At 64.1% G+C, this 20,443-nt stretch carries 21 protein-coding genes and 1 pseudogene; 12 read left to right on the top strand and 10 right to left on the bottom strand.

From position 1 onward, the window contains the following. Nucleotides 1–42: 42 nt before the first annotated feature. Both GobsT_RS06205 and GobsT_RS40950 read left to right on the top strand, forming a co-directional pair. Nucleotides 43–1,311 (top strand): pentapeptide repeat-containing protein, encoded by a 1,269-nt coding sequence (locus GobsT_RS06205; RefSeq protein WP_071529232.1) that lies wholly within the window; start codon nucleotides 43–45, stop codon nucleotides 1,309–1,311. A gap of 92 nt (nucleotides 1,312–1,403) precedes the next feature. Next, entirely contained in the window at nucleotides 1,404–1,724 is a 321-nt protein-coding gene (locus GobsT_RS40950) for an HNH endonuclease signature motif containing protein (protein ID WP_063744555.1), read from the top strand. A gap of 485 nt (nucleotides 1,725–2,209) precedes the next feature. On the opposite strand, the gene GobsT_RS06195 is transcribed toward GobsT_RS40950, so the two are convergent. From GobsT_RS06195 to GobsT_RS06185, 3 genes are all read right to left on the bottom strand, one after another. Continuing rightward, entirely contained in the window at nucleotides 2,210–2,602 is a 393-nt protein-coding gene (locus GobsT_RS06195; RefSeq protein ID WP_148087623.1) for a hypothetical protein, read from the bottom strand. A gap of 592 nt (nucleotides 2,603–3,194) precedes the next feature. Further along, the gene (locus tag GobsT_RS06190) at nucleotides 3,195–3,917 is read right to left on the bottom strand and encodes a hypothetical protein (RefSeq protein WP_148087622.1); all 723 of its coding nucleotides are present in this window, start codon (nucleotides 3,915–3,917) and stop codon (nucleotides 3,195–3,197) included. Nucleotides 3,918–4,007: 90 nt separating this feature from the next. After that, a complete protein-coding gene (locus GobsT_RS06185; RefSeq protein ID WP_148087621.1) occupies nucleotides 4,008–4,217 on the bottom strand; it encodes a hypothetical protein in 210 nt (69 codons plus the stop codon). A 67-nt stretch (nucleotides 4,218–4,284) separates the two neighbouring features. Here GobsT_RS06185 and GobsT_RS06180 point away from each other — a divergent pair. Then, nucleotides 4,285–5,413, top strand: a protein-coding gene (locus tag GobsT_RS06180) for an IS3 family transposase (RefSeq protein WP_417936319.1) whose coding sequence is annotated in 2 segments (ribosomal slippage) — nucleotides 4,285–4,563 and nucleotides 4,565–5,413 — 1,128 coding nt in all. Because the reading frame shifts where the segments join, the coding sequence is not laid out codon by codon here. Between the two features lie 115 nt (nucleotides 5,414–5,528). Here the strand turns inward: GobsT_RS06180 and GobsT_RS06175 are convergent. Then, nucleotides 5,529–5,762: a helix-turn-helix domain-containing protein gene (locus GobsT_RS06175; protein WP_010034376.1), complete on the bottom strand. Its 234-nt coding sequence runs from the start codon at nucleotides 5,760–5,762 to the stop codon at nucleotides 5,529–5,531. A 178-nt stretch (nucleotides 5,763–5,940) separates the two neighbouring features. Between GobsT_RS06175 and GobsT_RS06170 the strand changes: the two genes are divergently transcribed. The 4 genes from GobsT_RS06170 (at nucleotide 5,941) to GobsT_RS06160 (ending at nucleotide 6,953) form a co-directional block, all read left to right on the top strand. Beyond that, on the top strand, nucleotides 5,941–6,135 hold the full coding sequence (locus GobsT_RS06170) for a hypothetical protein (RefSeq protein WP_010034379.1): 195 nt from the start codon (nucleotides 5,941–5,943) through the stop codon (nucleotides 6,133–6,135). Between the two features lie 64 nt (nucleotides 6,136–6,199). Beyond that, nucleotides 6,200–6,412: a hypothetical protein gene (locus GobsT_RS06165; protein ID WP_010034385.1), complete on the top strand. Its 213-nt coding sequence runs from the start codon at nucleotides 6,200–6,202 to the stop codon at nucleotides 6,410–6,412. 66 nt (nucleotides 6,413–6,478) lie between these two features. Next, the gene (locus tag GobsT_RS37535; protein WP_010034388.1) at nucleotides 6,479–6,637 is read left to right on the top strand and encodes a hypothetical protein; all 159 of its coding nucleotides are present in this window, start codon (nucleotides 6,479–6,481) and stop codon (nucleotides 6,635–6,637) included. A gap of 28 nt (nucleotides 6,638–6,665) precedes the next feature. After that, entirely contained in the window at nucleotides 6,666–6,953 is a 288-nt protein-coding gene (locus GobsT_RS06160; protein ID WP_010034393.1) for a hypothetical protein, read from the top strand. Nucleotides 6,954–7,754: 801 nt separating this feature from the next. On the opposite strand, the gene GobsT_RS06155 is transcribed toward GobsT_RS06160, so the two are convergent. From GobsT_RS06155 to GobsT_RS06140, 4 genes are all read right to left on the bottom strand, one after another. Beyond that, complete coding sequence (locus tag GobsT_RS06155) at nucleotides 7,755–8,315, bottom strand: response regulator (protein WP_157506527.1); 561 nt, start codon at nucleotides 8,313–8,315, stop codon at nucleotides 7,755–7,757. 156 nt (nucleotides 8,316–8,471) lie between these two features. After that, on the bottom strand, nucleotides 8,472–9,209 hold the full coding sequence (locus GobsT_RS06150) for a hypothetical protein (protein WP_010034403.1): 738 nt from the start codon (nucleotides 9,207–9,209) through the stop codon (nucleotides 8,472–8,474). Nucleotides 9,210–9,285: 76 nt separating this feature from the next. After that, entirely contained in the window at nucleotides 9,286–10,443 is a 1,158-nt protein-coding gene (locus tag GobsT_RS06145; RefSeq protein WP_010034405.1) for a C1 family peptidase, read from the bottom strand. A 65-nt stretch (nucleotides 10,444–10,508) separates the two neighbouring features. Further along, entirely contained in the window at nucleotides 10,509–11,114 is a 606-nt protein-coding gene (locus tag GobsT_RS06140; protein WP_010034406.1) for a hypothetical protein, read from the bottom strand. 1,766 nt (nucleotides 11,115–12,880) lie between these two features. On the opposite strand from GobsT_RS06140, the gene GobsT_RS06135 reads away from it, so the two are divergent. Next, nucleotides 12,881–14,164: a DUF4214 domain-containing protein gene (locus GobsT_RS06135; protein WP_010053197.1), complete on the top strand. Its 1,284-nt coding sequence runs from the start codon at nucleotides 12,881–12,883 to the stop codon at nucleotides 14,162–14,164. A gap of 318 nt (nucleotides 14,165–14,482) precedes the next feature. Here GobsT_RS06135 and GobsT_RS06130 read toward each other — a convergent pair whose 3' ends face one another. Continuing rightward, the gene (locus GobsT_RS06130; protein ID WP_010040460.1) at nucleotides 14,483–15,307 is read right to left on the bottom strand and encodes a DUF1559 family PulG-like putative transporter; all 825 of its coding nucleotides are present in this window, start codon (nucleotides 15,305–15,307) and stop codon (nucleotides 14,483–14,485) included. Between the two features lie 558 nt (nucleotides 15,308–15,865). Here GobsT_RS06130 and GobsT_RS40945 point away from each other — a divergent pair. The 4 genes and pseudogenes from GobsT_RS40945 to GobsT_RS40940 form a co-directional block, all read left to right on the top strand. After that, nucleotides 15,866–16,162 (top strand): annotated as a pseudogene (locus GobsT_RS40945) (acyltransferase family protein); the annotation flags it as partial. A gap of 26 nt (nucleotides 16,163–16,188) precedes the next feature. Further along, the gene (locus GobsT_RS39405) at nucleotides 16,189–16,377 is read left to right on the top strand and encodes a hypothetical protein (protein ID WP_010040464.1); all 189 of its coding nucleotides are present in this window, start codon (nucleotides 16,189–16,191) and stop codon (nucleotides 16,375–16,377) included. A 229-nt stretch (nucleotides 16,378–16,606) separates the two neighbouring features. Continuing rightward, on the top strand, nucleotides 16,607–17,698 hold the full coding sequence (locus GobsT_RS06120; protein ID WP_010040466.1) for an acyltransferase family protein: 1,092 nt from the start codon (nucleotides 16,607–16,609) through the stop codon (nucleotides 17,696–17,698). A gap of 284 nt (nucleotides 17,699–17,982) precedes the next feature. After that, a complete protein-coding gene (locus tag GobsT_RS40940; protein ID WP_071529283.1) occupies nucleotides 17,983–18,933 on the top strand; it encodes an acyltransferase in 951 nt (316 codons plus the stop codon). Nucleotides 18,934–19,119: 186 nt separating this feature from the next. On the opposite strand, the gene GobsT_RS06110 is transcribed toward GobsT_RS40940, so the two are convergent. After that, on the bottom strand, nucleotides 19,120–20,433 hold the full coding sequence (locus GobsT_RS06110; protein ID WP_148087620.1) for a hypothetical protein: 1,314 nt from the start codon (nucleotides 20,431–20,433) through the stop codon (nucleotides 19,120–19,122). Between the last annotated feature and the right edge of the window lie 10 nt (nucleotides 20,434–20,443).

Here is a 20,443-nt window from a genome sequence, read left to right as displayed (position 1 = left end):
CCATTCCTACGTGAGCCTTACCAAAAAAGACTTGGGTGCGTGATGAACCAATTGCATCTGGCTATTGTGCAAGCGGGTAATGAAGAAATTAAAAAATGGCGTCTGGAGGCAGGTGAGGATGACCGGTTAGATTTGACTCACTGCCAACTCAATAAAGCAAACTTTTCCAACCTTGATTTAAGCCACGTAGATTTCACCGATAGCATCTTGCCTGAGGCGGATTTTACCGGATCGACGCTTGTGGGCGCTATATTTAGTCGGGCAGACCTGCGGGGGGCAATTTTTGATCGTTGCCACCTCTTCGCCGCCATCTTTACCAAGGCGGACCTCCAACGTTCAAAATTTCGCAGCGCTGACAACGACCGAGCACACTATAGCGGGTCCCCATCAATAGGGGGGCTGGATGTCAATTTTAGAGACGCCAACTTAACGGGTTCTGATTTTGAAGGCTGTGTTTTTGTAAAAGCTAGCATGGAAGGCTCAGTCATTAACGGAGCGTCGTTTTTGGGGGCGCATCTGCCGAAATCGTTGTGGTGTGGCGCCCAAGGGAATCACATGACATCCTTTGCCAGCGCCAATCTCGTCGCTGCAAGTTTCTCCTTTGCGGTAATCCCGGGGGCAAACTTCGTTGATGCAAAACTTCAACAAACAATTTTTGAAAATGTCGTCATGACTGGTGCGGATGTCTCAAAAGCAAATTTCTTTGAAGCTAAGTTGACCGACGGCATTTGGTCAAGAGTTAAGGGTGCGCCACAGTCTTTACACCTTGACAAAACGCACCCCGAATCAAATGCACAATATTTCGATCATTGCGACATTAATTGGCGGGAAAGGTGGTGTAGCTGGGAGCGACTTCGGACGTTTGGACGGCTGCCTTTGTTCAGTGCGTCTTGGACCGGATTCGCCTTCGTCGCATCTTACGTATACATCATTGCTTGGCATAATGAGCAGGTTAAAAAGCTGGCCGACAGCCCTAGCCCGCGGGGTGTATGGGTGAGTCACTATGTTCACGAATTGCCGCTGCCTTCCCAAACGCTGCTTTTATTCACCTCAACGATATTGCTTGCGGTTGCTTCGACAATCTACAGCATTTGGTGCCCAGCGCGAATACGGGAATTCTCACAAGAGAAGTGGTGCGACGAGCTTAAGCGATCGCTCCTCCACTATTGGCCGCTGGCGTGGAAAACGCCGACGTTACGTGTCATTTGTGGCACCCTTTACGTCACGGGTGCGGCGTGCGCGATCTGGGTTATCGCCGCGAAGATTTGGACCACTGGAACATACATCATCAAAAACATAAGCATCTTTTGAATGCTGTCAAGTTTGTCGAGCGGCTTGGGCAAGTCCCAGGCCGCTTTTCGTTTTCAGGACATGTTGAGCGCGGGCGGAAAACCACCTCCCGTATGCCGAGGAAACCGCCAACGCTGAACACCCGGCCGCGAGGCGTCTCGACAGAAGCAATGCGCCCCTCTGCGGCGAAGCGTGGTTACGACGGGCGGTGGAATCGGACGCGGGCGGTGAAGCTCGCGCGCAATCCCCTGTGCGAGGACTGCGACGAACGCGGGCTGACTTGCGGGGCGACGGAGGTTGACCACATCGACGGGTTGGGGCCGCTCGGACCGAAAGGGCACGACCTCGATAACCTCCGAAGCCTCTGCAAGCCGTGCCATAGCAGGAAGACGGTTCGGGAAGACGGCGGCTTGGGACGCAACGCGAAAGGGTAATCGGGGCGCCCCGACAGGTTGGTTGCTTGTGCTCCGTGGGGGTGGGGATACCCGGTCAGATTTTACAGCTTCGAGCTAAAAGACCGTGTGCCCCCTGACAAAAAAATGTGACCGCTGTTTCGAGCCGAGGGGAGGGGGGTATCTGTGGGCCGTACCGTTGAAGACCGAAAATGCGCGCACTGCTCCGGGCCGATCGTGCGCGTTCCGCGACGCGGGCCGCTTCCGGTCTTCTGCGGGCCTGAGTGCCGATCCAAGGCGGGCCACGTGAAAGAATCGAGCCGGCGGGCGGAACTCCGCATTGGGCTGACCTGCAAGGGATGCGGGGCGAAGTTCGACGCGGACCGGTGGCGTCGCAAATGGTGTTCGTCGTCGTGCTGCTGGAAGCACCGAAGGCGTTAACGTGAACCCGCGATAGTGCCACGCGGGTCGGGCGGCTGGGGAGTGGTTCCCCGACCTCCCAGCCTTTTGATGCACGAGCTGATCGTTTACGAAGCGGTTGGGGGACTCGCCGCATTGACCGCACAACCGCCGAGAGGTTGAACGTTATGTTCCGGGGCGATTTTGCGAGAATCCCAGAGCAGCCCCAAAAGGCAGCGGTGAATTGATTCAACGACCACGTCTTCCTCACCGCAGGTATCGACCGGCAGCGCGCGAATGAAGTTCCGGATATCGCCCATCACCGCGCCCGGCGCGTATCGCGCAACGTCTCCAGGCTCTTGCACCTCAATCAGTTGCGTAAATCGCTTAGTGGCTGGGTCGCATCGACGCATCGCGACAGTGAGCTTGGCGCCGCACTTCTCACGATGAGCAAGAAACATCTCCGCAAGTTCCGTTGCCGTCACTTCTGTGGTGGTCGTGTCCGTGACATCTTCGTTCATGCAATGTCCTTTTGTAATGCGGATTTTGATTAAACATCCGCTTGATATCATCACTCCACACGGCGCGCCAAGTTGGGATTGATGTCTAGAAGTGAACACCACAGGAATCGGCCCATCAAACGCGCAAAATCCCTCACGATCCCGATGCGTGTTATTTCGCACAGATTCGCGTATACGGGCCGATCGGGACCGCAGCGCCCGAATCCCTGTATGGAGGCCTGCTCACTTCTCCTGCGCAACGGGCGGGCCGCTCAGGTGGTCCTTTGTGACCACCTCGCGAAGCCTTCAATCAGGTGTCGGATATCCGCCACCTCACGAAAGAGGGGCGCGCAGAGTGGGTGGCGAAGCTCCGGGCAAAGGGTATGAGCACCAGGGCGATTGCGGATGCGGTGGGAGTGAGTCAGAGCTGCGTCATCAAGGACATGAAGGCAGGTGAACACTTGTTTTCACCTGCCCCTGAACCGGAACCCGACCCAGAACCCGAATCGCCCGATCCGACTCCCTCGCCACTTGCTGCGCCGGCCCTGCGAGGCGGTGAGGTGCGTCATGTGACGCACCTCCACCTGCTCTGGCGCATGCGACCATCCCCTTTTCAGGCGAGCTGCATGTCATGGATGCGGTAGCCTCCCTTACAAGACGGATCGCTTACGAATGACAATTTGTAATTCTGTGGCGTCCCCTGTTCACCTGTTAACGTTTCGGCGGTAACAATCAGGTAAATGGCATACATTGTTCCGGCGGTAAGTGGCGGGCCGGTGTGAAGCGGAATATCGCCCCCCTCAAGCGGGGTCAGATACAGCCCCGTCGGCCGTTCTTGACCAGCTCCAACGACCCAAACCAAACTCGTATCAGCAGGCGCCCCGCCCGGCAGCACAATGTCTTGCCCAAGTGGCTTGGTGCGCCAATGTGGATCAACTCGCGACGCAAATATTGTCCCTCCGTTGTCGCAAGTGATTTCGCGAATAATCACCTTTGGCTTAACCGGAATCTTGCAGCAGTTCGTTACCCGCAAAGAGAGGGTGCGGTAAGGCACATCAAAGATAAATGGGCCGACTGAAACGAGCGGGCGAGACATTCGCTCAACGGCGAGGCCGGCAGCAAAGATCCCACCGAAACTTGCGATCACAACCACGAGTAAGATTGCCAGGTGCCAAGTAGCGAATGACACTTCACGGCCCCAAAATGACCAAGCCGCGAGCGTGCCAATCCCAACGCATGAGCAGATGGAACCTATGAACTTCATGGTCGCGGGGAGTCGCTTGGCCCAAGGCCAAGCTGCCCCGATAGTCTTGATCCACGTCTGAATGAATCGCATTGCTGAATCCAATGAGAGTGCGGAGCTTTCAGTTGCCCGCTTGGATGTCGGCATTCAACCACGAGAACGACACGCAGGCGAGGTCAGTGCTCATCCCCCCTTAGCCGAGGGCGGGTTCTTCATCCTCTCAATGCCGTCTTCAATCGACCACTTCAGGTACGCGCGCAGCCCGACCAACAGCAGGATGCCCGCGAGCAGGGCGCCTGCGAACACCGCGCTGAAGGTGTGAAGCCATGACGGTCCGGGGGATGAGCGGCGGTAGCGCGAGGGGCTTTCGTCATCAAAGGCGAAGTCGGACACGATATAGTGGACCCCGAAAACTGGACCGCCGGTTAAGCTATACCGGAGGCCCAGGAAAGGGGAACCCATGGCGGGCAAGCGGAAGAGTCACTCGGCGGCGTTCAAGGCCCAGGTCGCGCTGGCGGCCCTCAAGGGCGACAAGACCATCAACGAACTGGCGAGTCAGCACGGCGTCCACCCGACCCTGATTCATGGGTGGAAGAAGCAGTTGCTCACCGGGGCCGAGGCCGTGTTCGCCTCGGGGGCGAAGGGCACCGGCCCCCCGGAAGACAAGACGACCGAGTTGTACGAGCAGATCGGCCGCCTCAAGGTGGAACTCGACTGGGTGAAAAAAAAATCGGCCGCCCTCGGCTGAGGCCAAGCGTGCCCGGATCGAGGCCGAGCACCCGGAGCTGAGCGTCCGGCGCCAGTGCGAGCTGATCGGATTGAACCGCTCGACGGTGTACTACGAGCCGACCCCGGAGAGCGCGGAGAACCTGACGCTGATGCGGTTGATCGACGAGCAGTACACGACGTGCCCGTTCTACGGGAGCCGGCGCCTGGCCGCGTGGCTGGGCACCCAGGGCCACGAGGTGAACCGCAAGCGGGTGCAGCGGCTGTTGCGGATCATGGGGTTGGAGGCCCTGTACCCCAAGCCCAAGCTGTCGGTCGGGTCCGGGCACAAGGTGTACCCGTACCTGTTGCGGGGCGTGGCCATCGACCGGGTCCATCAGGTGTGGAGCACGGACATCACGTACATCCCGATGCCCACCGGGTTCATGTACCTGGCCGCAACGATGGACTGGTTCAGCCGGTACGTGGTGGCCTGGCGACTGTCCAACACGTTGGACGGGTCATTCTGCCAGGACATGCTGGAGGAGGCCTTGGGCCGGGGCAAGCCGGAGGTGTTCAACACGGACCAGGGAGTCCAGTTCACGGCCGCCGCGTGGGTCGGGCGATTGGAGCGGGCCGGGGTCGCGGTGAGCATGGACGGGCGGGGCCGGTGCCTGGACAACGTGTTCGTGGAGCGCCTGTGGCGGAGCGTCAAGTACGAGGACGTGTACCTCAAGGGTTACGAGTCGGTGCCGGCCCTGGAGAGTGGGCTCCGGGCGTACTTCGGGTTCTACAACACCGAGCGGTTACACCAGTCCCTGGACTACCGCACCCCGGCTCAGGTGTATGGCGTCGGAGCCACGAAGGCCCCGACGAAACAGTAGCGAAGGATAGCAACTTTTTGGTCTAGACAATGGGGTCCACTGTACAGCGAACCTCCAGAGGGTGACCGGAGGGTATTCGCGGGTGAGGGCGGGAGTTCGACAAAAACGAGCGGTTTTACTTCTTCTCTTCGGTGGGCTCGACGTCTGCCAGAAGTTGGTCAACGGTTGCTCCGAGTGCCGCTGCCAGTCTCGGCAACGCATCAATTCGCGGCTCCCGGGTGCCCGCTTCCCAGTTCTGGTAGCTACGAAACGGCACTTCCGCCACCTCTGCGGTTTGCGCCTGCGTCCAGCCCTTCGCGGCCCGCAACCGTTTCAGATTCTCTTTCAGACCCATCGACTGCGGCTCCATCGGCTTGCCTCGCTCAAGTGTAGTGACTGCGCCGAGTCTACGTCAATCGGGTGTTCGTTGCGATCCCGGTAAGATTTACACCCAAATGGAGTACACTCACTTGACGTACACCCAAGTGGGTGCCTAGCATTCCTTCGCTGTCGGATGTGCCGAACGACACGAACGCAAGGGATGTGAGATGCAAGCCAAGTTCAAGACGCGGGACGGGGTTGAGAAGACGGTGGTTCACGGTGACCCGCTGTTCTGCACGCTGGACAACTGCCGGGTGCGGTTCGTGCGGATGGTGGATTCCACCAGCGTGGAGGTAATGGACGCGAACACCGGGCGCCTGCTCCCCGACTACCGGCACCCGGTCCAACTGTTCGCCTACTGACACCAACCGCGGCCGGGGGGACGGTTCCCCGGCCCTCTCCTCACGAACTTCGGAGTGCGCAGAGATGCCCGCGGAACTGGTCGAAGTCCAGGTTTGGGTTTTGGTGGGCGAGGCCGGAGACTACGAAGTCGCGAAAGCGGCTGACGAGCTTCAGGCGGCAGCGGGCGAGGCGACGCGGTTGGTGAAACTCGTCGTGAAGGTGCCGAAGCCGAAGGCTGTCGAACTGGTCGCGACGATCGCGGACGAACCGGCCGGCGGCGAACTGAAGGGCGTGTAACAGGACCTGACGCAGGCCGTGAGACTCGCCGCGGCCATTCCCCTGAACACAACTCAGAGATTCCACATGGCTACCAAACGGAAGCCCGTGCCGAAGGTGCGCGCCGCCCGCAGCGTCGCGCTAACGAACGTCGTGTGTCCGAAGTGCAACGGGCCGATCTGCTACCACCCGAAACGCTGGCTGTTCTGCCCGCGGTGCCACGCAACGAAGCTCGGAACGAAGTAACCCCAATCACACCACTGAGGGCACAACGATGAAGGGTAAGAGCGGGAAGGCGAAGAAGGCGGGCGACCTCACGACGGGATGGGCGAAGCTCGCGCCCGTGCTGGGGGAGATCGAAGCCGTGTTGCGCAGGATCGAGGCGTTCAACGACGACCCGGACACGCAGGCGCTACGCGAGGCCGCGCCGGCTGCTTTTCACGAGTTGGACATTATTGAGGAGGTGTTGACCGAATCAGCGGGCATCCTGGCGCGTCGGGCGGCCCTGTCGGCTTCGCAGGGTCCGTGCTTACCTTCCGCAATCGGTCTTGTGCGGTTATGAAACGAGCCACTTCAACCGAAGGGGATTCCAGAGGCCAGCGAGCATGATGACGCGAAAGAAGCGAAGTGCCTTTTTTGCAGCACGCACTGACCCATTCGACGGGTACGAGATTGACACCGGCGTAAGGTGGAAACGCGTCACCCCAGCCTATGTTTACCCAACGCGTTGCCACGAGCGAGCCTTTTATTTTGTGCTCGATAACGCTCCCGCACCCTCACCGTTTTCTGCGGAACGCATTCGCTTCGCGCAGGGATTCTACTGGCCGCCGGATTGGCCGCTTGTTCCTATCCCGCATTCTTGGGTCGAAGTCACAGATGACATAATATTCGATGGAGTTTTACAGAGGTTCTACCCTCGTGATGTGTACCTGCAAACGTATCGTGCGGAAGCCGTACTAATTCTGACTCGGGAGCAGATGGTGAAGAAAATGCTTGAGTGTGTCGGAGAGTGGAATTGGATGCCCCCAGACGCCAAAGGGACTTTCGACAGACTCTTAGAACGGTATTCCTGACCCACTCTTTCCGCACCATTCGCCCGGCCCATGCCGGGTGTTTTCGTTTCGCGCACCGAGTTGGAACAAGGTAATAAGTGTACATGTGGCAGGTATGGCAGTTGCCACACCTTTCGACGCACAACCGCCATTTTCTCCGGTATTTTTCATGATGAACGGCAATACAGTACCGCTTTGGCGTTGTGCCGTAAGTGATTCAGTGTAAGATGTTAGGGCGATCCGTCCGCTTGGTGCCGTCTCAGAACCAGCACCGGAAGTGAATCATGCGGGCATTCTACCGCCCGCCGGCGTCAGCAGGTGGCGAGCGCCCGCACCTGGGCCACGAAGGCGTCCAGGCTCGGGAACGGCTTGCGGATGACCGCCGACGCGCCGAGCGCACGCACCGCGGAGGGCTCGAGCGCGTCCGGCGAAGCGGACACGAACGCCGCCCGCAGGTGCGGGCAGAGCCGCCGGAGCGCGGCCAGCGTCTGGGGGCCGTCCTGGACGGGCATCCGGATGTCGATCAGCGCGAAGTCGATCCCGGCCCGGTACGCCGCGACCGCCTGGGCCCCCGACGGGGCCGTCACCACTTCGAGCCCGGCCCGGCGGAGCACGATAGCGATCAGGTTCAGCACGTCCGGGTCGTCGTCCACGACCAGCACCGTCAGGCCCCCCGCGCCCGGTACGGGCGGCGCGGGGCTGCGGGCGTCGAGTTCCTGCTGGGGCCATTCGCCCTCACCCGGGATCGGACGCACCGGCCCCTCGGCTCGGCCGGACGACGCGCCCGCATCGGCCCAGGCGGGTGTGCCGTGAAACCGCACCGCGGACGAAAGCGACCCGCCGACCTCGTGCGCAACTCCCCGGTAACTCATCGCGACCTTAATGAATTGTGGGTAAGGAACTGAGTACACCGGGGCGAGCGGCATGAGTACACGAACACGCGGGTGTGAATGATCGCATTTTCCGAGCTTCCGGCTACCCGGGCTTTCCCCAGGTCGAACCGGGAAAACCCGCACCCATAACACGGGTCAGCGGGGCAGCGGGCAGCGCCCGTTCGGGCAGCTCGGTGCGAGCGGGTGACCGGAAATCGGCGGCGGGTCCGGCGCCGCGACCGCCGCCGCCCCCGGAACTCGCTCGTAGGTGCCCCGCGCGGTGCGCCGCAGGGGGAAGCCGTCGCGGTCCCAGCATTCGGCATCCACGGCCTTCGCAGGCGTGTCCTTCAGGTTCTTCCCGCAGTGGGGGCAGGTCTCGCAATCCGGGCACGTCGGCGGGGCGGCCGCGCGGATCTCCCAGCTCAGCGGTTTCGGCGCGGGCTTGTCGCCGGCGGGCTTCGGCGCCGGGCGGTCGATCTTCTTCGCCGCCCCGTCGATCGCGGTCTTGAGCGCACCGTCTTCGACCGGGCACGCCATGACCGTGTGGACGAACAGCGTGCCGCCCACCGGGTAGCCGACCACCGCCGCGGGGCCGGTCACGTCGCCCAGCGCGTCGGTCCGCGCGACCACCGCCCCCGGGGCCGGGTGCGGCTCCTTGCACCCCACGAACACCACCAGCGGCCGGGACGACTCGGCCGCCGCCTTGTAGCCCGCGGCGTAGTCCTTCACGACCGCCCGCGGGGCCGGGGCCGGGGCGCCCGCGGGCGTGCCGGTCAGCGCCAGCGCGACCCGCGCGCGGCGGTCCCGCGCGGCGTCGGGGTCGGCCGCACGCGCCGGGGCGGCCAGGGCGATCAGGAGCGCGGCGCCCAGCGCCGAGCGGTACACGGTTCGCATGATCTCAACCTCCCAAGGAATTTCAGACACCAGAAGGGGCGCGGGGCGGACCCGCGCCGGCCCGAGGTTACGCGGCTCACCACGCCAGCGCGCCGAGTGCCGGCCGCCCGGCCCCGTCGCGGCCCCCGGGCGCGCGGCTCACGAACCAGTCGATCGGCACCCGCCGCGCGGGGAACCCCTGCACGTCGGAGAGGGCGAAGCTGTCCCCCTGGCGGGCCATCCGATCGACCACGGCGGCATCGACCCAGAACCCGGCGGCCGGGGCGTCCGGCGGCCACACGGGGCCGGTGTGCGCGGCGTCGCCCCACGAGTTCAGGCAGAACGCCCCGGGCCGGGTCCCGCCGCGCCACGCAATAAAACTCATGCAGTGCGCCCAGTTGCCCTGGGGCCGGGCGAAGCCCTGCTCGTCGCGGCTCATCGTGAAGCCCTGGTCGCTGCACACCGCCACCGGGTACCCCTGGGCCAGCGCCCGCTTCACGTCGGCCGCGGACCGCACCAGCGCCGTCTGCTTCACCGGGTGCGCCTTCGCCAGCGCCTCCAACTGGTCGGGCACCCCCACCCCGCGCTGCCCCCACTGGCGGGCGCGCGCCGGGCTGAAGGCGGTGAGGTCGGCGGGCGCGTGCCGCTCCATCGGCACCACCCCGAAGTCCCGGCACCACTGCGCCGCCCACGCCCCGACCGAGCCGTCCCCGCTGATCTGCCCCTTCCCCACCCGCACCCGCGAGCCGGCGTAGATCACCTCCGCGCTGACCGGCTTCCACTCGAACGCGGCCCCCTGGGCGATGGCGGTGGCCTGCACCACGTCGCACGCGTGCTTCCACCCGCACCCCACGCAGCACCCGACGCTCTGCTGGTTCACGTTCGGGTACGCCGACTCGGGCAGCCGCGCGGCCCGGCGCACCGCGCGCCACAGGTACACGTCGTCGTCGCCCAGCGCGGCCCGGCCCGCCGGGGTCGCGTCGAAGTGCAGGGTCCGCGCCGGATCGAGGTTGGCGCGGATCGCGTCGTCGTCGCGCACCCACCCCTGCGTGGGCACGTACTCGAACTCCTCTGCCCGCGGGCTCACCGGGGCCGGGGCCGGCACCTCGACCTCGCGCACCCGCTCGGGCGCGACCTGCACCCCGACGCCGGTGCCGAGCACCAGCGGCAGAATGATTTTCAGGGCCAGGATTGCCAGCCGGCGGAGCCGCTCCCGGCGCTCCGGGTCCGGTTGCCGCATGATGTCGGTGCTCATTCGGGGTTCCGTGTTGGGGGTTAAGAAAGTGGGGCGGACGGGTTCGTTTCGGGAACCGCGGCGGCTCACTTCGCCAGTTCGTCCAGGTGCGCGGCCAGCTTCCGGAACAGCTCCCCGGCCGCGGCCCGCTGCTCGGCGGTGAGGTCCGCGTCGGTGGTGGGGAGCACGGCGGCCAGTTCCGCCGCGACCGCCTGCCGCACCTCGCGCAGCGCGGCCTCGCCGATCAGCGCGGCGGCGGCCTCCTTGAGCTTCTGCCGCAGCGTGCCGGCGGTGGTCAGCCCGGGCTCGGCGGTGAGCTTGGCGGCGGCCCGGTACAGCGCGGCCAGGTCCCGCGCCCACTCGGCCTTCTCGGCGGCGGTGCCGGCGCCGGCGTCGAGCGCCACCTTGAGCCGCGCCCGCAGCGGGTCCGCGGGGGCGGGCGGCGCCGGGGGCGCGGGCGGCTTCGGCGCGGGGCCGTCGATGCCGAGCTTCTCCAGCAGCTCGCGCTGGCGCTTCAGCTCGGCGGCGATCCCGGCCAGCGCCGCGCCCTCGGCCTTGTCGAGTTCGGCGCGCTGCCGCCGGATGCCCGCGATCTGGTCGGCGAGCTGGTCGATGGTCTGGGGCGCGGGCGGCTGGGCAACCGCCCAGGCGGGCGCGAGCAGTCCGAGGACGGGCACAAGAAGGTGGCGCATGGGTCGGGGCTCCGTGTTACCCCCGGCCGATGGCAGCGAGACGTGAACGACGAGACGGCGGGTCGTGCCCCGGTTACACGGAGGGCACGGGGCGCGCGGGGCGGAACTCATGTCCCGGTACGGGCACCCAGCTCCATCCGGTCGAACTCCGGAATCGCTACCGGAAGTTCGACTCCCCTCGGAGAGGGGCGATCGAGACCGGCCGGGGCCGGAAGCCGCGGCACCACCGCCGCGAGCAACTTTCCGCAAATCCTCACACAAACAGCACGTTACGTCGCGGCGGGCGTGGTATTCTCGGTTCCGGCCGGTTCGCGTTCGGCCACCATTCCGGGTTTTAACACCGGGATTCCGTGGTAGCGGGCGACCAGCGAACGGCCCCCGAACCGACAGCTAATGTCCCGTTGTTGCCCCACCGGAAGCCGGTACCGAAGGGATTCCCGGCTCCCCGGGCGACCGAGAATCGACCGGCCCAATGCGGTTACTTCCGATTCCGGTTCCAACTTGGGGGCCGATGCGGTACAAAGTCCGGATCACTCGCGCGGCTCGCCACTTCGCCCGGAACCGGTAACGCCGAGAAACGCCCGGTTTAACCCGAACCCGGAAGGACTTCGGGTCAAAAGTCCGATCGTCGAAAGTCGTAAGGTCACAGATCCGGTGTGAATGATGGTTCGTGACGTTACGACTTGCTGACCGGACGACTCGTGACCCGGAGCCGTAACGCTCCCCATCTATCTGATGGCACCGGGCACGTGTAACGGGGCCTGATACATGAGCCCGCCGTGGGTGTCACTTTCTGACGAGCCGCGACCGCCAGGGAGCGCGGTACGTGCCACCGCTCCCGGCGGTCGCGGCTCGTCAAGAAATGCGACACGACCACCGTGTACGTGTATGAAACAAGCCCCTTGCCGCGGTCCGAGACGTGAGCTGCGGCAGCCGGCGTGCAATATCACGACCGCGGAGAGGCAAATTAAAAAAGCTTAATTCAACTCGACTTGTTCGGTATGTGTGAGTACAAGGATGAAAACCGCCCTGAATTTCACCTAGGACAATAACATGCTTGGTTTCAGCCGATCGTGTCCGAAGTGTCAGAGCCGGGATTTCTGGCTGCGGCGCAACCCGAAGCTCCGCGCCCTGCGGCTGGTGTGCGTCCACGCGCTGCGGTGCCGCGCCTGCCACACCTGCGTCTGGCGGGTGGCCCCGTGGTGGTCCAAGCAAGGCACCACGGTAGCAACAACCCGTTAGAAGCCGGACCGCACCTCCTCTCCCCGCGACTCGCCCGTTTACAGAACTGCAGCGTTTCGATCACCTCTCGCGATCCCGCGGCGGCGCTTCGCCCGTCACGCGGCCGGTCCACGCCTCGTCACGTCCGAGCCGCCCCCGTCGCGCCAAGCTCCCCGTTCCGAATTCACGTGCCCACCTGCGATGTCGCTTTCTTGACGAGCCGCGACCGCCAGGGAGCGGGTACGTGGCACCGATCCCTGGCGGTCGCGGCTCGTCAACACAAGCGACACCGCAGATGGGTTCATGTCTGAGACCGCGGCGGGCGCGGGGCCGCACCGCTGACGAGCAGCGCCATTCAGATTGCGCCACGGCGCGAATTATCATCCTTCATCACAAGAGCAGCGCTAACAACGATTTACGGCGCTAATTTATTGACCACTTCGGCTTCGCGATCTAGTTTCCTGTACCGCCTGAGCGACTCGCGAACGCAAGTAGGCACCCGAGTGGTCAACACCCCTGAGTCTCCGAAATCGAAAGGGTTTCTGATGAAGTTCTGGAGCACCCGCCGAGCGCCCCAAGCCCCCCGCGCCGCTTCCCCCCTGCGATTCGAGGCCCTCGAAGATCGGTCGGTCCCGAGCGCCGCGGACGTGGTGACGATCGACCCCGCGTACCGCGAGTTCCTGGGCCGCGACATCGACCAAACCGGGAAGGTGTACTACGCCCAGCGGCTCGACGCCGGCGCGACGTCCGCACAGGTGGCGCTTGAGATTCAGAACTCCGACGAGGGCCAGGCGTTCAAGGTGACCGAAGCGTTCGCCGAGCTGCTCGGCCGCGCGCCGGGCGACCGGGCCGCGGGCTTCATCACCGGCCTGCGCCAGGGGATGACGCAGGACCAGATCCGGGCCGCCATCGCCGCCTCGGACGAGTTCTTCCAGCTCAAGGGCGGCGGCACCAACGCGGGCTACCTGAGCGCGCTTTACCAGGCCGCCCTGGGGCGCGACATCGGGAGCGGCGAGCTGGCGACCCGGACGGCCCAGCTCCAGTCCGGTGTGTCGCGCCTGCAGGTGGCCCGCGACGTGTACGCGAGCCAGGAGCGCGCCACCCGGGTGGTGAACGAGCTGTACGTCGATTTGCTCGGCCGCACGGGGGAAAGCGCCGGCGTGAGCAACTGGGTCGGCCAGTTACAGTCCGGGGTGCGCGTCGAGGTGATCGCGTCACGGTTCGTCGCTACGGCCGAGTACTTCGACCTCGCGATCCGCGGCCTGCTGCCCACGGGCACCGGCCCCGCGGGACCGCAAGGGCCGGCGGGACCGGCCGGAGCGGATGGTGCGGATGGCGTGGATGGCGCCCCGGGCGCGCAAGGGCCGCAGGGGCCGCAAGGGCTGCAAGGGCCGGCGGGCACGAACGGCACGAACGGCGCGGGCGTGTCGGCGAGTTTTTCGGCTTACCAGCTCGCCACCATTGCCGACTCGACCGTTGTTGGCGGGGCCGACGTTCCCTTCTCGAACAACGGCGCCGCCATCAGCGGTGATGTTACGCACACCGCCGGGACCACCACCTTCACGGTCAATACGACCGGAACGTACCGGCTGACCGCGATCTTGAACTACACCGCCGGCGTGGGTGCGGCGATCGCATTTGCGGTCAACGGCTCCTCGCGCCCCGGGTCGACCCCGCTGCTCACGGCCACCGGGCAGGTCGTACTCGATACGACAGTGACCTTCGCTGCCGGCGATGTGGTTACGCTCCGGAACAACAGCGCCACCCCCCTGGTGATGACGCTGGCGCCTGGTGCGGGGGCGACGCTCACCATCGACCGCATCGCTTGATGCCGGACCGCGGCCGTGGCTCGGTCACGGCCCGTTCGGAGGTGCGGGCACCCACACCTCCGAACGGGCCGGGTGGTTGTGTCTGTTTCTTGTGGCACAGACATTCCTGTCTGTGCGGCGACTGAAGGCCGCACAGACAGGAATGTCTGTGCCACGAAGGCAGCAGCCAAAGTCGGGATGCGAAGACCGTTCTGACGGGATCGACAGGATGAACAGGATTTAAAATCAGCCTGTCTTCATCCTGTTAATCCTGTCGATCCTGTCAAAAACGGCCTTCCCAAGCGTGCGCCCGAACGCCCGGGTGCGGCCCGCGGGCGGTCACTCGGTGGCGGGGCTGAGGCCGTCCCGGCGGTCCCCCAGCGCGACGAGCACGTCGGTCGGCAGCCCGTACCGGACGTGCCGGACGGACCCGTCGCCGAACACCGCGTTCATCCCGGTGCGGTGCGCGGAACCGAACTCGTACCCGGTGTTCTGCGCCCGGTCCCGGCCGAACGGGGCCGCCGTCAGGCTCACGATGTCGTTGTCCCACGCGTCCGCGTACCCCTGGTCGTCGCACCAGTCCCCCGTCTGGTACCGCTCCGTGTGGAGCCGCTTCTCGCCGATCACCAGCGTGTTCGACAGCCCGTCGGTGACGGACTCCGTGGTGGTCCGCAGCGGGTTCCGCACGATCACCCCGTAGTACGGCCCCGCCTCCTCCGCGCCGCCGCCGGGACCGGTGGCGCTCGCGTAATCGATCAGCCCGCGGCCGGCGACCGCGAGGGGCGCGCGCCGGGCCGGGCAGAAGTACCCCGGCACGACCACCGAGACGACCGACGGCCCGCTCCGGTACGCCGTGTCCAGCTCCAGGTACGGGAGCAGTTGGAACGCCCAGCCGGCGTTCTGGGACGAGAGCCACGCCGGGGTTTTGCCGACGTAGGTGGGCGGCTTGGTCCAGTGCCCCCCGCCGCTCGGGAAGTAGCCGACGGCCTCGTGGTGGGTGTGCAGGGCGAGGCCGATTTGCCTCAGGTTGTTGCTGCACGACATCCGGGCGGCGGCCTCGCGCACCTTCTGAACGGCGGGCAGCAGCAGGCCGATCAAAAGGGCGACGATCGCGATGACGACCAGCAGTTCGATGAGCGTGAAGGCGCGGCGTGCGCGGGACATCCTCGGTCTCCGGGTGACGATTCGGGGAACACCCACGACCGTAGCGCGCGTTGCCCCCCGCCGGCCGGCGGGCGAGGGGCGGGGGGCGGAAATAGGGGTCCGCCTGACGCGGAAAATGGGCCGGCAAAAGAAATGTCCACAGTCGCGCAAATGACTATCGCACGCTCGCCAACTCGATTGTTTAACTTAGGAAACATGGGCTGTTTCCGCCCGGAAGCCGTGTTAACGCCGCGTAACCGGGCACCTGAACCCCGCGGCGGCGCCCGTTCCGGCGAGCCGCGGCTGCCGAGTAACGAGGTATGCCCACACAGAAAGCGCCGCGGCAGGCGGACCCGGACGGACCCGTTGTAAACTTGCTGAGCGCCCCCGTCCGAAACCGGCGACCATTGGGGAACTTCGCACGGTGGGTTCGATGGCTTACCGCCGGCGCCACCGCTCCGCGCCCGACCGTCGCCGCATAACTCGGGAGCGGCCGGGCGCGTGCCCGCGTTCGCCGCCGCACAAGCGGGACAATAAACTCACCACTAGCCGCCACGGAGTTGACCGGAGATCGCCCGCGTGAACCGTCTGCCCGCCGTCGATGCACTCCGGGGCGCGGCCGCGCTGGCGGTGGTGCTGTTCCACTACACGGAGTTTTTCGCCCTGTTCGAGGTGCCCGCCGGTCCCGCCGGATCGGCCGTTCTCGCGGTGACGCGGTGCGGCCACCTGGGGGGGCCGGTGTTCTTCGCCCTCAGCGGGTACGTGATCGCGTCGACCGCCCAGCGGTACCAGTTCACGCCCGGCACCGGGTTCCGTTTCGTGCTGCGAAGGCTGGTCCGGACCGTGTCCCTGTGCTGGGCCATGCTGACGTTTATTACGCTGAGCATCCTGGCGGGCACGCGGTGGGGCTGTTCAAGAACACCACGGTTTCGTTCGACCAGTTGCTCGCGCACATGGTGTACGCGCAGGAGGTCCTGGGTTACACCGCGCTGGACGTGGCGTACTGGACGCTCTGCCTGGAGGTCCAGTTCTACCGGGTGTTCACCGCGTCCGCGGTCGCGGTGCGCGCGTGGCCCGGTTCGCGGCCCTGAGCGCCGCGCCGGTCGCCGCCGGACCACATCCAAAACACGAATTATGTTCACATCAATAAATATGGCCTTATTGAGCCGGTTACGCACGGGGCCGTCGGGGTGCCCTGCGGAACGGCGGGTTGCGCGCGGCTGCACCCGGCCAGCGCCCCCCTTTTCGGGCTAAAAACCTAACAATCACACGAATCAATAAAATTACATCATTGTAGTCACAGCGTGTCAGAGGCCATTCATGAGTAACGGCGTTCCCGCACCCAGTCCGGTTTCACCGCGGACACACATCCCGGCACTCGACGTGCTTCGCGCGGCGGCGATCGTGTGGGTCGTCCTGCGGCACACGCACGGGGGCGGATACCTGCCGGAGCACCTGAACCCAAATATCGGGAGGCTCCTGTCATCCGGAGATGCGGGCGTAGACCTGTTCTTTGTTTTGAGCGGCTACCTGATCGCGACGATCGTACTGGGTGAAGCGGGGGCGAGCGGCCGGCTCGACGTCCGGCGCTTCTGGTACCGCCGCTGGATGCGCACGCTCCCGGCCTATTACGTCATGCTGGCCCTGATCGCGCTCGGCGACCTCGTTTATACGGCAGCGGGGTCGTGGTCGCCGCGGTGGAGCTACCTCGTCTTCATGCAATCAACGCTGATCGGGTTCGATAACATGCGGTTCGCCTGGTCCTGGTCGCTTTGCGTAGAAGAGCTGTTCTACCTCATCCTGCCGGTGCTGGTGGTGGGGGCGCTGCGGCTGCGCGTTCCCGCGCGGGCGGCCCTCCGGCTGATCGCCTGCGGCGCAATCGTGATGTCCGTTGCCGGCCGGGCGGCGCTGGGGATGTACGGCGCGGCCGGCAGCCACACGCCCGGGTACGGCGTGCCGTATTGCCGGATGGACGGACTCGCGGTGGGCCTGCTGATCGCGACCCTGGGACCGGGCCGCAGCGCCGCCACCTCGACGTTCCTCGGCCTGCTCGCCACCGCGGCCCTTGCGGTTTACGTCTGGGCCGACCAGCCGGAGTGGTTCAAGGACCAGCGATTCCTCCCGCTCTCGCTGATCTTTGGTGCCATGGTCTATGCCGGCATTTCCGCGGGGCCGTGGCGCAACCTGCGGGTTCCGGGGGCGTCCGGCGTTGCGGCCCTGTCGTACGCGATTTACCTGCTGCACCCGGTCATCGCGGTCGTAGTGATGAAGTTCGTGAGCGCCGCCTGGCCGATCAAAGTGCTCGCGTTCTGGTCCGTGTCTCTGGTCGCGGCGCTGGCGATGCGTTACGCAGTGGAGCTGCCGGCGCTCCGGTGGCGGGACCGGCGCAAGGCCGTAACCGAACAGAAGTAGTTGAAGGCCGACCGCTGAAGTACGGGCTGGTAGGCTTGGTGCTGGTGGCATGCCTCCGCCGGGACACGTCCAGATCGGAGGCGAGTGTTGGGTTGGCAATCGCGCTCTCAACCGCCGCGGCGATCGGGCTTGCCTATCTGCTCTACCTCTGTGGCGAGAAGGCGGTAATCCGCTTGTCCCGCAGGGTACAAGTTTAATCGCGTCTGCCCCACAGCGACTCAGTTCAAGTGAAATTGCCCCCATTACCGAGTTCCACCTAATAGCCTCCATTCAAATCAGCCATTATGCAAAAAAATCGCGATGGCCGCTCAGACGAACTCAAGGCAGTAGCCATTGTGGCCGTCGTATGCATCCATGCAGGTCTTCCGTATGCCGATATTCTCAGGTTTTGCGTACCAGTATTTCTGTCCATCTGGGCGTACCACTATGAACAGGGGTTATCACGTCGCCAAGATCGCACTTGGACATACGCCCAACAGCGATTCGTCCGGTTGCTAATCCCATACTTATTTTGGACTGCTGTATACATACCACTCTTTCACACAAGCAGCGAGTGGCGATCAGTTCCGCCGAACGTGATTGTGAATGGCTGGCTAGGCGGCTACGGCTGGTCCGGACAGTATTTCTTCATCATACTGTTTCAATTAACATTGTTGTTTCCGCTATTGCGCCGCTACGCATCACCACTACCGCTGTGGATCGTTATAGCCGTGGGAGCGATCTGTAACCCACTGGCCGACTATTACTTGTTCAGATCTTACGTTGCGTCAGGGGTAGGCGATAGGCTCTTCGTCTATTGGTTACCCTACGTATTCGTCGGAATTGGCCTCGCACGTGGCACGATTCGACCGACGCTCTTACTGATGCCATTGGCTACTGCGACCCTCTTGACGCCAACTGAGTTCTCACAACTTTTGCTCACCGTCCCGCGAGCATCACCCTACCTAGTGGTCAGTGTCACAGTGGGGTCGCTTGCGATATTGCTTGCAATGGGGCCAACGACTCGTGAGCCCTCGCTGCGGCAACTGCGGTGGCGACAAGTGATCCAGTACATCGGGCGCAACAGCTTTTCGATTTTCCTATCGCACTTACTATTCTTGAATCTTGGCGGCGTCCTGTTTGACATGTCCAATGTATCAATACGAGTTTTAATTACCGGTATTGCCATCATAGGCGGCCTGGGGCTTGGAGTTGCTCTCAAGCGAATCCGCCTGGGAATTCTGGTTGGCCAGTAATCGGCCTTATCAAGTTCGGCGCTAACGCCGGATGTCGGCGATGTGGACGATGGTCTGGGGCGCGGGCGTGGATGGTTTCGCAAGTGCTTCTGCGGCCCACAGAAGCGCCATTAAGTGTATTTAAATAAGACTTTTAAATCATCACACTTGCCTGTTTCAAACCATGCTCAGATTAGGCCGCCGCGATTACATCGCCAGTGCGGTCGCCAGCCCCACCCCCACCAGACCGCCAATCGCGGTGTGCCCGGCCTGGATCGGGTGCGTGCCGTCGCCGGCGGTGCCCGCCGATGCGACGCTACTCAAATCCACGATCACATCCCCATAAATCCCACCCGAGTTGCTCAAGAGCGCGGCGTTAGTAGCCGCCTGAGCAGCCGCAAATGCAGTGGCGTCCGTACCACCGCTGAACAGGCTGGTGCGATTGATCACGGTGGGGCATACGCTCTTGAACCCGGCCGCCCTGGAGTCCGCCACCCACTGCGCATGAGACGCTAGTGTCGATGCGACACTAGCACCAGATGCAAGCGAGTTAGTTAGCTCCCACTGAACCGCAACGTTCTTGGTTCCGGCTTGATACCACGTCCCCCACATCGCCGCATCGCGACTTTGGAGCGCGGACGTGGTAGCGCCAGAACTCCCCCAGTTGCGCCAATCATGGGCTGACACGCTGGCGGCGTCCGCAGCGATCGAGGCGAACGGTGCAAATCCGGCAGACGCGCCGTATGTGATCGAGTTACCGGTGAAGATGACGTTAACGGACCGACTCGGGAGTGTGATCCCGAAGGTAGCCATACGGGCTTGAACCGCTGCCTGGAGTTGCGGGCCAGTGAGTCCGGTCGCCCACACGTCAAGCTGCGCGAGATCCCCCCCCGAATTCACCCCGGAGATGGTCCCGATTCCGATTGCCGGCCTCGTTCCGGCGGCTAATGGCGTGGCGCTGGCGCGAGCCAACCGCCCGTTGACACACCACTGATATCCGCTCGCCACACTCGTGAACCCGATCACCCAGAAACCGGTCAGTGGCGCGCCGTACTCGCTCGGCAGGTAGCTCCCCAAACTACCAATCTCAGGGCGCTGATATCCGTTAATCAAATGCAGCCCCGCGCTACCGAAGTTATCAGCGGTCGTGAGCACGTTCACGCATGAAGCCCGATCCGTCCGGCGCCTCTCGTAAACGATTACCATCGCGTGGTTTTGCATATCCAGGGGCGCCGGCAGCACTCCGCCGATCAGTACCGCTGCGTCGGCGCGCACCGCGTGTTTCCCAATGCCGGCCGCGTCCTTCTGATATGTGCAAAAATTCGACCCAATGTCCGTTAGTTTTCCTCCGCCTACACCTGTCCAGCACTTTACTAATTGGCCGGTCGCCGTCGCCGGGGTAGTACCGGCCGTGTCTGTGAAGTGACCGCCGGTAGACAGCCATGATTCCTGTGGCGATGGCACGGTAATGCCGCCCGTCCGCCGCAACTGATTGATCGCCAGCCCCACGCCCGATTTCATCGCGCTCCCC

The sequence above is a fragment of the Gemmata obscuriglobus genome (assembly GCF_008065095.1).
Lineage (GTDB): Bacteria > Planctomycetota > Planctomycetia > Gemmatales > Gemmataceae > Gemmata > Gemmata obscuriglobus.
This window is presented reverse-complemented; position numbering and strand designations above follow the sequence as displayed.